Here is a 13360-nt window from a genome sequence, read left to right as displayed (position 1 = left end):
TGATTCTATCTTAATAACTGACAAAACAGCGCGTATTGCCCCCTTCAGGTGTCTTATGACTTTTTATCTACTCCAATATTTGAAAATGATATTAAGAAGATCCTGTTACATCATAACAAAATCTTTTGCTTTTTGATTTAACCTTAGATCACCTAACTTATCAATTGCTTCCACTGGATGGATATGCACGACGATATTGCACCCAAAGATTCCTAGACAGGTTTTCTGTTAAAAACCCAAAATTTAAAGAATATCTACGTTACATCCTTGTAATGTTCTTATCTCGCAGATAAAAATCCCGCACAATACTATTAACCTTTCTCATTGTCCTCATAGTATGCCATGAAATTCGAAATCAATGTTATGCAGATTTCCTCTAGAGCTAACAAAGTTTAAATACCTTCCAGTTGTTATTACCAAGGGTGTTACCCAATGGAAAACCTAGCCAAATACTGGATCGAAACTTCTGGACCTCCCACAATTGATTACATCGGGAAGATTCTCGTATCCCCCGCGGATAAGGGATACTGGAAGAACATGGAGAAGGTTTCCAAAGGAGACATCGTTTACCACTACATAACCTCAAAGGGCCCCGAGCCTGCGAGAAGAAGCTTCATAGGGAAATCCACGGTCAAAGAACCTGCGGTACAATACGACCTTGATGGAATGCTAGATTATGTACAGTCAATAATAGGCGAGAACTGGGACAGCCGGTGGGAAGAATTCGCGAAGAACCGGTGGGGTGACTATGAGACATTTTACATAGTCGAACTGGAGAATTTCCAGAGATTCAGCCCACCAATCCCACTGAAGATCCTAAAAGGAGTCTTCAGACCCACTCCAATGTATCTTAGATCCGCCCCGATGAAGCTTGTAACGATGTTAGAAAAGGGGATTTGACCCTTTTGTTTTTTAGATTATTTCTCGCAGGCGAGGGAACCGCCATGAAAATAACCGTCTATGATGGGGCCACCACCATTGGAGGTTCAAAAATCCACTTGGAAGAAGACAACAATGGCATCTTTTTGGACTTTGGCATGAACTTCGCAAAATATGCCCGTTATTATGAAGAGTTCATAAGCGAGAGGCCCTCCCGCGGAATACATGACCTCTGGAGACTCGGCCTGATACCAAGGCTCAACGTTTACCGGAGAGACCTTATTCCGGCTGATATCTTGGAAGAGGTCCGGCAATCCCCAAAGGTGCCTGTCAACGCAGTTCTGATAAGTCATGCCCACCTTGATCACGTTGGAAACATCGCACTCCTTGATGAGAAAGTCCCGATCGTTGGCTCTCCAACCACAATGATAATCCTCAAGGCTTTGAGGGAGACAAGCCGGGGGAGTCACATGGGGATGGAGTTGCCTTACTATGCCCTAAGGAAGCCCAGCGACTCGAACCCCTATGTTCTCGAAGCCAACAGGAAGCTAAAGTACTATGCCAGCAGAGACATTTTTCTAACCGAAAAGCTCCCGGAGGAGGGGATGTTATTCCTTACATGGAGGGCCAATGTTGAACTGGCAGAAAACCCCAACAAGGTGAACTACATACGGGGGAGTAACGTTTCCCTAGTTGAGGACCAAGATCTCGGTTTTGAAATCCGCGCTTATCCTGTGGATCATTCAATCTTCGGCGCCGTCGCCTACATCGTTGAAGGAGACGTCAGCGTCGCGTACACCGGAGACTTCCGTCTTCACGGAAAGAACGCGGACAAAACAAAGGAGTTCATCAGGGCCGCGGAAAGCGCTCAGGTTCTGATAACCGAGGGCACGAGGGCCGGAAGAGGAGAGGACGTGAACGTTTCGGAAGAAGAAGTTTATCAGAATGCAAAAGCCATCGTGGATGATGCCAAAGGGCTTGTAGTGGCCGATTTCTCGGCTAGAAACTTCGAGCGGCTAGAGAGCTTCAAGAAAATTGCCGAAGAAACTGGCAGACAGCTGGTAGTGACCACGAAGGACGCATACTTTCTCCACGCTCTGGGCCTGATAGACGGGCAGAACCACCTAAAAGGTCTGAGAGTTTACAGGAACTCCAAGGCAAAGGTTGAGAAGTGGGAGGAATGGGTTTTCATAAACTACCCCGAGATCGGGATAACACCCGAAGAGCTTCGTAGGGAACAGGAAAACTACATCCTCTGCTTCTCGTTCTACGACATGCCGCACCTCCTGGATGTGATGCCCGATGGAGGGGTTTACATCTACTCCTCGAGCGAGGCTTTTACGGAGGAGCAGACCTTCAGCTTTCTGAGGCTCTGGAACTGGCTCCAGTACTTCCGTTTCGAGGTTCACGGGTTCAGCGTTGATGCCGACGGAAAGCCCACCTTCGAGAAGGGGCTCCATGCGTCTGGCCACATCTCCAAGGAAGAGCTGGAAGAGGTCATCAATGATATTGACCCGGACGTTTTAATCCCGGTGCACACGGAAAGCCCAGATTGGTTTGAAGAGAGATGGAGTGAAAAAGTCGTTCTCCTGAAGGATGGAGAAAGTTTTGAGGTGTAAGCTATGCCGATTCCTGATGGGATAACAAGAGAGCACGTGCTGAAAGCGATTGATGAAATAAATCGCGAAGGGGTACCTCCAAAACACCAAGCACAAAACACATTCCTTGTAGTGGAGGGAAAGAAATATCCAGTCAAATATGTAGTGCTTAAGGCTGCCAAAGTGGCCGGTGTTGACCTTTCAATAAAGGAGTTCACGACTTTGGAGGCCAAGAACTACCTCAAACGACTCGGATTTAACATAGTCAGGGAAGAATGGAAGCTTGGGATTAGAATTCTCAGCAAGGCCGGTGAGGGGTTTATCAAACGGGCTTCTGAAGAAGGGTTTAACGTTTCAATGAACCAGCTAGGATATTTCTCCAAAAAGGGCCACACTATTTACTACAAACTTAAGCTTCCTCCAGAACTCAACATAAGCTCAAAGCTCGTTCATTTTGAATGGCTGGCGCGGCCTGAGGAGGAAAGCGCTCAGTTTATGGTAGGGCTTCATTTAGAATTTCCGAGGGAGCAGAGGAAGTTAAACAGAAAACTTGCAGACCTGCTCTTAGAATATGTGGATTTAGATAAACTTGGGAAAAGAGTTGGTGCCCCTGTAGTACGGGAGGATAAAATAGTATTTACCTGGTTTACAGCAAGTAAGATGTATGAATCTCCGGCCGATACTGAGGAAGAAATAATAGAGTGGTTAGTTACTTCGATGCTGGAATTCTACAAGACGTTTCTGCCAGCGTTAAAGGATGCCTTGGACAAAATCAAAAAGCATGAACCTAGCTATTGGGTCGAAATAGCCTCCCCTCCAACAATGGACTACGTTGGAAAGTTAATCTGGGCTCCAAAAGGGAAGAGGTGGAAAATCATTGAAGAGGTAAAAGAAGGGGATGTAGTCTACCATTACATCACCTCAAAAGGGCCTTCAGAATATCAAAAAAAGTTCGTTGGCAAATCAAAGGTTAAGGGATTCCCTAAAGTTGTTAAAAAGGAGGAGATTAAAGAACGTCTTCAAAGTATCGTTTCAAGCTGGGATGAGCATTACTCCGAATTCACAGACACATGGTTTTCAAGGTACAATGAATTCTATCTTTTGGAATTGGAGGATTTTGAACCTTTTGAGCCACCAATATCGGCAAGTGAGATTGGATTTAAGGCACCTCAATCATACTTTATCAGAGCACCTTCCGAGATCATTAAAGCACTTGATGTTGGAAAGTTCTCAGAATCCGAAGTCATTATCCCTCCCAAAATGCCAAGCAAAATTGATAACCTGCTCGCTCGGAAGGGTCAACTCATCCTCTACGGTCCGCCGGGAACCGGAAAAACATGGTTGGCGAGCAAGTACATCAGGCACAAAGTGCCTAATGGGATTCACAGCCTTGGAAAGGACTCCTCTCTAAGGGAGGACATCAAATACTACCTCCTCGTGATGAGCACTGCAAAGTACGACCCCAGCCAGATTAAGGAAGGTCTTGAGGAGGTATTTTCCGGTAAACTCCTCCATGCCTTTGAGGAAATTGAAGAAGGAGACATAGCTTTTGTTTATCTAACGCATCCTTACAAGAGAGTCACCGCCATCGCGAGATGCACCGGGAAGACAGAGGAAGGAGCCAAATTCAAAATCATCAAACTTGTGAACGGCCCGACGTATGATGAAATGAAAAGAGAGGAACCAATAAGCGATTCGCTCGCCGTAAGGACGATGCTCAGGGGCACATTATTCCCGTTGTCCCATGAAGAGGCACAGTGGATAGCCTCAAAGATCGGATTTGATGCCCTCAAACCTCTCGGTGTCTTGGATGAAGGCACAAAAAGGGAGTTCAAAGCCTTTGAATTCGTCACCTTCCATCCAGCCTTCTCGTACGAGGACTTTGTGGAGGGAATAAAACCTGAAACGTACGAGGATCCCGAAACTGGCAAGAAGGAACTCCTGTTCAAGGTTGAGGAGGGAGTGTTCAAGAGGATTTCCAGAAACGCCTACAATGCCCTTTTAGCCTGGGCTGGAGTCGAGAAAGAATGGACGGAAAACACTGGACTTCCAAGTTTAAGCAAGGACGAAATAGAGCGGATAAAGAGGAAGATAAAGAATGAAGCCGAGGGCATGCCGAAGTTCTACTTGATAATCGACGAGATAAACCGCGGCGATATCCCAAAGATATTCGGTGAACTGATAACCCTTCTCGAGACCGACAAGCGGTTGTTCATGGACAACGAAACGGTGACAACCCTACCGTATTCAAAGAAGCGCTTTGGAGTCCCACCCAACCTCCACATCATAGGGACCATGAACACCTCTGACCGGAGCATTGCCCTGATGGACGTTGCCCTCAGGAGAAGGTTCGGTTTCATTGAAATGATGCCGGACTACACTGTCCTCAAGGAACACATAATAGACAACGCTAGCGAAGAGGTGAAACCTCTGGCAGGTATTGCGGTGAGTGCCCTGAAAGCCCTGAACAAAAGGATCAAAAGGGAATACGATAGAGACCACCAGATCGGGCACAGTTACTACTTCCGGCTCAATGATCACCTCAACAGCAGAGAAGAGTTCCTGAAAGAGCTGAAGATAATCTGGTTCCACGAGATACTACCGCTGCTCCAAGAGTACTTCTATGATTCTCCTGAAAAACTCGAGAGAGTACTAAAGTCAAAGAATTCCGAGAATTCTTTCATCAGGAGCTCTGAGGATGGAATTGAGCTGAAGAGCGAGGACGAATTCACAGACGATAGCTTCCTCGAGGCGCTAAAGGCACTCATCGAGGCCGAGCGTGAGTGAAAGTGACGGTAGTTGACCTCTTTGAGTTTACCCCAATCAACTACACTACCGGGAAAAAGGCAGAGTTCGATGAGGACTCAAAAACTCTGGTCCTTTCTGAAAACCAGTTCGGCAAGCTCGAAAAGCTTAACGAGGAAATCAAGTTCCTCGAAATCGGCCGAAAGACTATCAAGCCCAAGAACTTCGTTGGAGTGGTTCAGATCGGTAATCTAACTCTCCAGATTTTCCCGAAATTGCTGAGAACGAGCTCCTATGATGACCTTGAGTCCCACAAGACACTCATAATGGGAAACCTGCTGAAAATGCTTGCTGTAGGAGGGGAGATCCCAGTAAAGCCCTCTGAAGTAGCAGGAATTCTTTCGGGGAAAGCCCCGTTCCTCGAGATCCTTATCTCAATTTATTCCCAGAAGCTCCTTGAAACACTGCGCTACCACAGACATTATACTTACAGACGTGTTGAGGAGAAGTTAAATCATGTTAAGGGGCAGATAGACTTTGGGGCCTATGCATCAAGGTGGCACAGGAGGCACGTTATCCCTGTTAGGTACAACGACAGGACAATGGATAACCTTCTGAACAGAACCTTAAAGTACGGAGCCTACTTAATGGCCCGCCTCACGCAGTCCCACGAGAATTACCTGAGATTAAGGAGTGCCATGGAAATCCTCGATGGTGTTCCGGTGGTTCCGGTAAGCGTTCATGAAACGTACCGGATTCACTTTAACAGGCTCAACGCCATCTTCAAGCCCTTGGTTGAACTTGCGAGGGTATTCATCGCCGGAACTGCCATTCGTCTCCAGACCGGAAAGGTGGAAACTTTCACGTTCTTAGTGCCGATGGAGAAGGTGTTCGAGAGTTTTGTAGCCGGACTGCTAACCAACAGCGAGTATGAAGTATTGCCCAAGGAGTTCGAGGGAAGTGTTATCAAAACACAGCACCACATTGGGAACCTACTTGCCGAGGGTAAATTCTGGCTGATCCCCGACATCACAATACAGACGACGGATGGGATGAAAATAATAATCGACACCAAGTACAAGCTTCTCGATAAAGAAGACCAAAAGCTGGGGGTTTCTCAGTCTGACTTGTACCAGATGTACGCTTATGCATCTCACTGGAATGCGGATGCTGTTGTCCTGCTCTATCCGGCTATTTCCAGCGTGATTGATAGGAAGTGGCACTTTGACATCAAAGCTGGGCGAGTAGAAAAGAGGGTTCCACTCCTTATTAAGAGTTTGGACTTGGGATCAAACTTTCTTGATGAGAAAGAGTGGGAGAAGTTCCTAAGAAAATTTAGGGTATTTATGGATGAGATACTCGGTAAGGGGAGACAGCAATTGGAGTATGGAGAACAGGAGGTGTTGGTGAATGTGTGAGCTCTTCGGTGTTAACGCGAACAAAAGGGTCGGCATCAGCTTCACCTGGAGGGGGAATGTGACTCGTGCACATTCCCGCAGGGGTATCCAGCTCTAGCTTGCCTTCTTCCTGCCAAAAAGTCACGAGAATTTCTTCATAAACTCCGGAACAAGTTTTGTTTTAATGACCACTACCTTCTCGTATTCTATCAAAGGGATGCCATTCAAGGTCTTTGTTCTGGTTTGCTTCTTTAACTCAGGTGGAATTATCATAGGATTCCGGTTGCAGGCAGAGTTGTAGTTTGTGATCTTCTCATGGGGCAGTAAAAAGTCGTATTTGGCTGAAAGAATAACGTGGCTGTCAGGATAGAACTCCTGACAGTATTCAATGGTTTTCTTTGAGAGTGGTCCGACGTACGCATTCTTGGCCTCTACATACTCGGGGGGGCATTGGGATCTACATCCCAAATTTTCCTTGCACCCCAGTTGCAAGGAAACGCACAAGTACCTAACTAAATTAAACACCTCTATCTTTACCAATTAGCTCGTTCAAAAGCTTGGTTAAGGACTCAAATATCCCCGAGGCCTCAGAGAGATCAATACCGGTATTGTTCAGTTGATGAAAGCCTCAGTTAAAGTTTTTGACTTAAACCAAGTCATCTACATTGCCTAGTCCCAAAGGAACCTGCTATCTTACGTAGAATGCACCCACTTTTTATGAGAGAGATTCTTGGGTAAGATTCCCACTTGCTTTTAAATTTTTTAAACTAAAAAGATCCCGTAATGTAACAAAGTTAAACTTGTTATTATTATCTCCATTTTTTACAATTTATGTCACTAAAATCATGCTTTTCATAACTTTTAATCACATGTTTGTCCTGAGAGTTTAAAAATAGAGATTTTGTCACGGTGTAACAAAATCTGTATTTGCACAGTTTAATGGATACCGATGATTTTCAGACTGTCTTTCGGCAGCAAATCTTCAACAAGTCTCTCTTTAGTATTTTTCCACCTGTGATTCCTTTGGTAAATGGTAAAAAGAAAAAAAGAGGGGCTCACAAAGCTGGGAGAGGATTCTCCACATCCTCTGTGACTGATAGAACATCTTGAAGAGGCTTTTTGAAACTATGTGACGCTGATACTCTCTGGGTTAATTGCTGGAGTTCTTCCTCTAAGAACATGTAGCCTATCATGTCTCCTTGGGGGGATACAATTAGTACTATCTCGCCGTGTCCCTCGAGGTAGAATTCTTCGAGCTTTTTCTCAATGTTATCATTCAGTCCTTCGAGTATTGTCGTTGAGTTTACGGGAATTACCATTTTATGCTCTTTTTTGTTCAAGGTTAGTGCATGTTCTTGGAGTGCAAGTTTTACTGTGCCCTCCGCATACTCATACCAGACTATTATTCTACGCGACATTGAACCTCACTTCACGAGTAATATTAGTGTTTGGAATAAAAAATTAGTTTAGGATTTTGGGGATGGTTTTGGTAATGACTTGAGTTTTTCTTATGATTCACTGAGTTATGTGAGGCGATGAATTTTAACCTGTTTGAAAATTTTAGGGGATAAAACCTTTTTAAGGCATGTTTGAGAGAGTTAATCGGAATTGAGGCGATGAATTGATGGGTGAGGCGATGAGTCTCACTCCCATCAAAAGGCCGTATTCGGGAAATAAAGCCCGTTCCGGGCTTTTAGATTCCCGGGGCGATGAAGAGATTCATCCCTCCTGACGGGACTGCTCCCCCGAGATGAAGAGGCGGTCCCCCCTCGAGCCCTTCTCGGAGGTGAGAACTTGAAGATAAGCCCCATAGAGGAGTTTCCAAGGGACCTAGTTCCAATCGAGATTCCTCCTCATACGGTAATGCTCCACGGCCTCGCCTGGGACTCAAACGTCTACCTTGTGCGGGATGAAAGGGAGGCCTTGATAGTTGATACGGGTACCGGAGTGAACTGGCACGTTTACACCGGAATCTGGAAGAGGGAGGGTTACCTTAACGGAATAAAAAGGGCAATAATCTTCAACACTCACGAGCATTTTGACCATGTTGGCGGAAACAAAGCGCTGAAACAATGGCTTGAAAGCAGAAGCATCGGAGTCCTCTTCGCCGCCCACGAGATAACCGCAAAAACGCTGGAGGAAGGCAATGACTACGTTATCCTCGCCTACTCCTACGGGCGAAAGTTTGAGCCGCAGGATGTGGATTTAAAGCTCAAAGATGGAGACAGGCTCAGAATCGGCTCTCTGGAGTTTGAGCTGGTCCATACCCCAGGTCACACCGCCGGAAGCTCTTGTCTCTACCTCAACGATGGGGAAACGAGTATTATGTTCACCGGAGATACAGTTTTCAAAGGCACCGTTGGGAGAACTGACCTCCCCACAGGGGACGGCTGGGAGCTGAGGGAGAGCCTTGAGAGGCTTTCCGAGTTCGAGGTGGACTTTGGCCTCCCCGGCCACGGAAGGTACATAGACGACTGGAAGGAGAACCTCAGGGAGATATTGGGGTGGCTCTGATGAGGAAGGGCTCCGTCAAGGAAGTCCTGGCAAAGATCAAGTATGACCCACGGGAGAATGAGGGCGACTACTATGTCGTCATAGAGCACAGGGGAACTTACGGAGACGTCAAGAAAATTCCCGTTGAGATGATAGAGCTCGGACACGGGTACTTTTTCGTTGGAGAGGCACAGATCCCATATCACAGAATTCTGAAAGTTGTAAGAAAGGACGGAAGGGTAATCTGGGAGACCAGGAAGCTCTAATCTCAGTCCACTACCTCAAGCTCGGACTCCAAGAGAGCCCACTCCTTCTCCCCCAAAGCTTCCCTCTTCGCATGTACCAGCAGGTATGAGCCAGAGTTAACGGCGATGTCCCTGAGTCTGGAGACGCACTCGAACAACTTCCTGAAATCGGTAATTAGTGTGAGGATCTCAAAGTTCTCGATCAATACTACTACATTCCTCTGCTCAAGAACACCGCATAAAAAGCCATCTGACTCAGCGAGCATCTTGGGGGATATTCTTCCCTTCCCGGGCAGATTTGTGACCCAGACTATGTTAATATCGTCACGCTTGAACCACTCTCTAGTCTTCTCGGGGTTCTCTCTGGTAAACACATGGGCTTCCTTCGACTTGGGGAGCAGATCCAAGAGAAGGTACCTGGCCTTAGTGCGATCCTTGAAAAGGTACCCGCCGGGCTCAAGTTCCTCCGGTAAAAGCTTCTGCCGTTTGAAGGACGTTAGAAGGTCGTAAAGCTTCTTAAGCCTGAGGTAATGGTCCTTTTCCATTTCAGCAAGCTGGGCGAACAAAACTCTTGATTCTTCATTTTCAGCCTTTAGAGCGAGTACCTCATACGTCTCTTTGGCGAATAACTCACTCTGCATGCAGTACTCCAGGGCCTCGAGGTAGTCATCCACCGTCTCGAACTTTGGGTATAAGGGAGCAACCTCCACCGGAGGTGCATCAACTTTCACCGGCTCCTCGTCCGGGTAAAGCTTCTTGAAGAGCGAGTAGAGCCTGTCGTAGTGCTCCTGGCTCTCCTCGGCCATCTGGATGAAGAGCACCTTTATGCTCTCCCTGCCCGCGTGTTCGGCGAGCTTGCGGTAGTATTCAACCTCATCTTTCTCATTGAAGATAGCGTAGCTCAGTACCTCCTTGACGGGCCTATTCTTGAGGGCCTCAATAACTTTCTCCATGTACTCCCTAAGTTCCGGTGATAAGTTCGACATAACAACCTCCCAACTTTGAATACACCGCCTCACCAGAAAAGCTTTTCTACCATCTGCCAAACTCGCCACCATGATAGACGCCCACGCCCACGTTGAGATGTTCAAGGGAAAAGCACCGGAAATCGTAGAGGAGAGCAGGAAGCGCCTTAAAGCGGTTGTCGATTCCATCACGGAATACCGGAAGTTCCACGTCTGGAAGAGCTGGGAGCTTCTGAGGCCCTACTTCGGCTTCATCCACCCAACCCTCGGCTACGCGCCGAACGAAGCAAGGAGGGGCAACTGGGAGAAGGTCGGGAGGGTTGAAGCCTTCATCCGTGAGCACGCCGGTGAGATAGTCGCCCTCGGCGAGATTGGGCTTGACTTCTACTACGCGAAGACCGAGGAAGAAAGAAGGAACCAAAGAGAGATTTTCCACCACTTTCTAGGCCTTGCGGTCGAGCTCGACCTCCCGGTAGTCCTCCACGCGAGGGAAGCGGAGCGGGAGGTCTTTGAAGCCATTCAAAGGGCCGGCGTTAGGGCCTACTTCCACTCCTACAGCGGGCCAAAGGAGCTCGCGCTTGAAATAGCCGAGAACGGACACATAATCGGCATAAACACGGGGATAGACTTCATTCCAGAAGTTAGGGAGGCGGCTGAGGTTCTTCCACTTGAGAACATCGTTGTGGAAACTGATTCTCCGTACATGAGTCCCTACAAGGGCGAAAAGAACTACCCCTGGAACGTTGAGTACGCGGTTAGGAGGATAGCAGAGCTTAAAGGGCTGCAGTTTGAGGAAGTTGAGAAGGTCACCGAAAGAAACGCGGCCAGGTTTTTTGGACTCAAACTATAACGAAGGAGGTGCGTGACAAAATGGCTGTTGACGTTCCGGAAGTTGAAGAAGTCAAGAAACTGCTTGAAGAGCTCGACGAGAAGGCCCTCATCGCAAGGCTCGACTCGTTTGTGAGGCTGAACGAAGGCTTGGAAAGCAAGAAAGGGAAAGAGTTCATAGAGGTCTCTATACTGGGCTTTCTTGAGGGCATCCTGATGGTCATGAGGAGAAAATACCCTGAGGACACAAGGGTAGAGGAACTCTACGAGAAAGTGAAAGCGAGAAGGTCTGAACTCGACGAGCAGTTCAGAAAGCCAAGGATTCCATACCTAGAGGGAGAGTAAAACCGCTCAGAGAGCACCAGCTTCTCAGGGGCGTTTTCTATACCTTCGCAGTTCCACTCTTGTCGTCTGAAAGGACGAGCTGACCTTCCTTGAGTCGCCCTACTCCTCGGGCAAGAAGGAGGTTCTAATCCCCTACGGGTGCGGAAAGGTGAGAGAAGTTCCACAGACTGGTTGCTAAGAAGGTCGAGAGGAAGAAGAGCTGGGGGAGGAGGGCTTTTTGGTCTTGGAGCTGAGAGATTTTATACCTCAGTCCCGTTTGGAGAGGTAAAACTCCTTGAACAGCTCAACCTCCTGGACGTAGCTCCGCCTTAACTTCAGGGCAGTCTTTGCCCTCTCAAGCTCCCTCCCGAGGTAGAAAGCATGCCTCGGGCTTATCTCGAAGTGCTCTAAAATCGTGTCGATTATCGCGTTTGGATCCTCCCCGGTTATCGTGAGGATTGCCTCAGTCCCGCGATGTGCATTGACCCAGATTCTCCCGTCATTGATCCAGATGCGGAAGTAAACCGGCTCAAGCTCGACTTGCTTTTCCTCGGCCTCGATGATTTTCTCGGCCGGCTTGAACCTCCACTCGCTCGCGCGCTTCTCCTTGAGAATTAGGAGGTCAAAGCCGAGGTCTTTTGGCATATCGAAGAGGTTCATGTCAATGGCTCTCCTCAGTTCCCGAACCGAGCCCCTTGCCTTCGCGCTGACCTCGGTCGTGAGGAGTAGGTTTATGGAGAGCTCCTTCGCAATTCCAGCGAGGAGAGCGTTCATTCCAACGCTGTCCGCGTCGTAGAGTTCAACAACGTTGCCAACGCCCGCGAGCAGGACGTCATCTGGATTCCTCTCGCGATAGAGCTGGAAAGCAGTTATGGAGCGGGCGAGGTGGGGCACGTGCTCGAGGATGGTATCGAGGATGACCGTTCTGTAGCCCAGATTTAGGGCCCTCTCCTTCAGCCGTTCAAGGAACTCAACGCGTTCACTCGGTTTTGCCGGAAAGAAGCCCTTCTTCTGGTTCGTGGGGATTAAGACGACGGGTTTCTCGGTTACCAGCTCCTCAAGGTTTCCAGCATCGACGCTGAGAAAGAGGTCTGCATACTCTAAGGCTTTCTCAATCTCAGCAGTGTTGAGCGAGTCAAAGCTTATTGGAACGTCGAAACCGTTCTCCTTGAGTTGTTCCCGGATTTCAGGGATTTCCTCGATGAAGTCGAGGTTGCTCTCTCCAGCCACCATGCCGATGTCCACTATATCGGCACCCTCGCGGAGGTAGTAGAGGGCCTTCTCGATCGTCTTTTCAACGCCCAGTCTTGGAGCATCCACAACCTCACCCAAAATCCTCGCAGGGAAGTCCCTCCCCGCCGGAAGGTTTCCAATGAGGACGTTCCACGGCTTCTTCAGGGCATCCTCGATGTAGCGCCTGTTCCGCGTTCTGTTCCTTATGTCCTCAACCCTCTTTAGGGCATCAATGGAAAAGAGATCATCAGCGGGCTTTTCTTTACTCAGCCTAAAACCTTCACTCAGGGCATTGAGAACCTGGGGCAGGTCCATCGCGTTTCTCGGCCCCTTGAAGGCTGAGATTCCAAGCTCGTCTTCAATGATTTGGGCGGAGCCGCGGACGAGACCCGGAATGAGTATCAGGTCGTAGTCCTCGCTCTTGATTCCGGCTTTTTTCAGGTAGCGGGCGATAAGCTCGGGCGTGAGGAAGGCCGCGACGCTAACAGGTGTAACGAAGACATCGCATCCTTTACCGTATTTCCTGACGAGCGGCTCTGCCAGCCTGCCGGTGACGAGGAGGATTCTCTTGTCAGACGACATGAAAGAATTTAAGCACGATCATTAAAAGCTTTTCAATGTTTAAGGCCATATGAACAACAGAGAATACGGAA

At 48.1% G+C, this 13360-nt stretch carries 12 protein-coding genes; 8 read left to right on the top strand and 4 right to left on the bottom strand.

The features are described 5' to 3' along the window. Positions 1-432: 432 nt before the first annotated feature. The 4 genes from A3K92_RS01980 to A3K92_RS01965 are packed head-to-tail and all read left to right on the top strand — an operon-like array spanning position 433 to position 6640. Positions 433-900, top strand: a complete 468-nt coding sequence (locus A3K92_RS01980) for an EVE domain-containing protein (RefSeq protein WP_088884674.1) — start codon at positions 433-435, stop codon at positions 898-900. 44 nt (positions 901-944) lie between these two features. After that, positions 945-2498 (top strand): ribonuclease J, encoded by a 1554-nt coding sequence (locus A3K92_RS01975; protein ID WP_088884673.1) that lies wholly within the window; start codon positions 945-947, stop codon positions 2496-2498. Positions 2499-2501: 3 nt separating this feature from the next. Continuing rightward, positions 2502-5264, top strand: a complete 2763-nt coding sequence (locus tag A3K92_RS01970) for an AAA family ATPase (protein ID WP_198361950.1) — start codon at positions 2502-2504, stop codon at positions 5262-5264. Between the two features lie 2 nt (positions 5265-5266). After that, complete coding sequence (locus A3K92_RS01965; protein WP_157722407.1) at positions 5267-6640, top strand: McrC family protein; 1374 nt, start codon at positions 5267-5269, stop codon at positions 6638-6640. A gap of 120 nt (positions 6641-6760) precedes the next feature. Here the strand turns inward: A3K92_RS01965 and A3K92_RS01960 are convergent, their stop codons facing one another. Together A3K92_RS01960 and A3K92_RS01955 are read right to left on the bottom strand one after the other, a co-directional pair. Continuing rightward, complete coding sequence (locus A3K92_RS01960) at positions 6761-7159, bottom strand: hypothetical protein (protein WP_157722406.1); 399 nt, start codon at positions 7157-7159, stop codon at positions 6761-6763. Positions 7160-7674: 515 nt separating this feature from the next. After that, the gene (locus A3K92_RS01955) at positions 7675-8037 is read right to left on the bottom strand and encodes a hypothetical protein (protein WP_088884670.1); all 363 of its coding nucleotides are present in this window, start codon (positions 8035-8037) and stop codon (positions 7675-7677) included. A gap of 376 nt (positions 8038-8413) precedes the next feature. On the opposite strand from A3K92_RS01955, the gene A3K92_RS01950 reads away from it, so the two are divergent. Further along, positions 8414-9133 carry an MBL fold metallo-hydrolase gene (locus A3K92_RS01950; protein ID WP_088884669.1) on the top strand — a complete coding sequence of 240 codons (720 nt, stop codon included), beginning with the start codon at positions 8414-8416 and terminating at the stop codon, positions 9131-9133. Next, positions 9133-9378 (top strand): DUF504 domain-containing protein, encoded by a 246-nt coding sequence (locus tag A3K92_RS01945; RefSeq protein WP_088884668.1) that lies wholly within the window; start codon positions 9133-9135, stop codon positions 9376-9378. The genes A3K92_RS01950 and A3K92_RS01945 overlap by 1 nt, the downstream gene beginning before the upstream one ends. Positions 9379-9380: 2 nt before the next feature. Here the strand turns inward: A3K92_RS01945 and A3K92_RS01940 are convergent, their stop codons facing one another. Further along, complete coding sequence (locus A3K92_RS01940) at positions 9381-10343, bottom strand: DUF835 domain-containing protein (RefSeq protein ID WP_088884667.1); 963 nt, start codon at positions 10341-10343, stop codon at positions 9381-9383. 70 nt (positions 10344-10413) lie between these two features. On the opposite strand from A3K92_RS01940, the gene A3K92_RS01935 reads away from it, so the two are divergent. Both A3K92_RS01935 and A3K92_RS01930 read left to right on the top strand, forming a co-directional pair. Then, a complete protein-coding gene (locus A3K92_RS01935; protein WP_088884666.1) occupies positions 10414-11172 on the top strand; it encodes a YchF/TatD family DNA exonuclease in 759 nt (252 codons plus the stop codon). 20 nt (positions 11173-11192) lie between these two features. Further along, the gene (locus A3K92_RS01930; protein ID WP_088884665.1) at positions 11193-11495 is read left to right on the top strand and encodes a DUF3216 domain-containing protein; all 303 of its coding nucleotides are present in this window, start codon (positions 11193-11195) and stop codon (positions 11493-11495) included. A 246-nt stretch (positions 11496-11741) separates the two neighbouring features. Here A3K92_RS01930 and A3K92_RS01925 read toward each other — a convergent pair whose 3' ends face one another. After that, positions 11742-13289 (bottom strand): dihydropteroate synthase-like protein, encoded by a 1548-nt coding sequence (locus A3K92_RS01925; RefSeq protein ID WP_088884664.1) that lies wholly within the window; start codon positions 13287-13289, stop codon positions 11742-11744. Positions 13290-13360 lie beyond the last annotated feature (71 nt).

It is taken from the genome of Thermococcus gorgonarius (assembly GCF_002214385.1).
Lineage (GTDB): Archaea > Methanobacteriota_B > Thermococci > Thermococcales > Thermococcaceae > Thermococcus > Thermococcus gorgonarius.
The sequence above is the reverse complement of the archived record's forward strand: the minus strand, read 5'-3'. Positions and strand labels throughout refer to the sequence as shown.

Bases quoted from the DNA above. Each gene is read 5' to 3' on its own strand.
- A3K92_RS01980 (WP_088884674.1), top strand. From the start codon at position 433: ATGGAAAACCTAGCCAAATACTGGATCGAAACTTCTGGACCTCCCACA.
- A3K92_RS01975 (WP_088884673.1), top strand. From the start codon at position 945: ATGAAAATAACCGTCTATGATGGGGCCACCACCATTGGAGGTTCAAAA.
- A3K92_RS01970 (WP_198361950.1), top strand. From the start codon at position 2,502: ATGCCGATTCCTGATGGGATAACAAGAGAGCACGTGCTGAAAGCGATT.
- A3K92_RS01955 (WP_088884670.1), bottom strand. From the start codon at position 8,037: ATGTCGCGTAGAATAATAGTCTGGTATGAGTATGCGGAGGGCACAGTA.
- A3K92_RS01945 (WP_088884668.1), top strand. From the start codon at position 9,133: ATGAGGAAGGGCTCCGTCAAGGAAGTCCTGGCAAAGATCAAGTATGAC.
- A3K92_RS01940 (WP_088884667.1), bottom strand. From the start codon at position 10,343: ATGTCGAACTTATCACCGGAACTTAGGGAGTACATGGAGAAAGTTATT.
- A3K92_RS01935 (WP_088884666.1), top strand. From the start codon at position 10,414: ATGATAGACGCCCACGCCCACGTTGAGATGTTCAAGGGAAAAGCACCG.
- A3K92_RS01930 (WP_088884665.1), top strand. From the start codon at position 11,193: ATGGCTGTTGACGTTCCGGAAGTTGAAGAAGTCAAGAAACTGCTTGAA.
- A3K92_RS01925 (WP_088884664.1), bottom strand. From the start codon at position 13,289: ATGTCGTCTGACAAGAGAATCCTCCTCGTCACCGGCAGGCTGGCAGAG.